This is a genomic window from Vibrio sp. 10N.222.55.C6, from assembly GCF_041473395.1.
GTDB lineage: Bacteria > Pseudomonadota > Gammaproteobacteria > Enterobacterales > Vibrionaceae > Vibrio > Vibrio crassostreae_C.
This window is the reverse complement of sequence record NZ_JBFRSD010000671.1, coordinates 1-338: the sequence shown is the minus strand read 5'-3', so window position 1 is coordinate 338 and position 338 is coordinate 1. Positions and strand designations below refer to the sequence as shown.

Annotated in this window: 1 protein-coding gene; it reads right to left on the bottom strand. The window is 42.3% G+C overall.

Annotated features, from left to right (window positions below; all coding sequences use genetic code 11):
• Positions 1-95: 95 nt before the first annotated feature.
• The coding region (locus AB4486_RS25580) for a prolyl oligopeptidase family serine peptidase (RefSeq protein ID WP_372119538.1) at positions 96-338 on the bottom strand (243 nt) is incomplete at its 5' end.

Here is a 338-nt window from a genome sequence, read left to right as displayed (position 1 = left end):
GGTTTTCATATATATGAAAAACCTCAAAATCTAAGGCAGATTTTGAGGCTTTTTGGACTGAGTCAAATACCCAGTTATCTAAAATCAAGTATTCGCTAAAATGAATCTAGGGACTCAATTCCCATATTGAACAGGGTAAATGCGTAGATATCAGCAGTGAGATCGATCGCTTTACTCAATGGCATTCCAGCACCATGCCCTGCATTTACGTCAATACGAATCATCACGGGCGCACTACCTTCATGCTTATCTTGCAGCTCTGAGATGAACTTATAAGAGTGAGCCGGTACTACGCGGTCATCGTGATCAGCGGTCGTCACCAATGTTGCTGGATAATC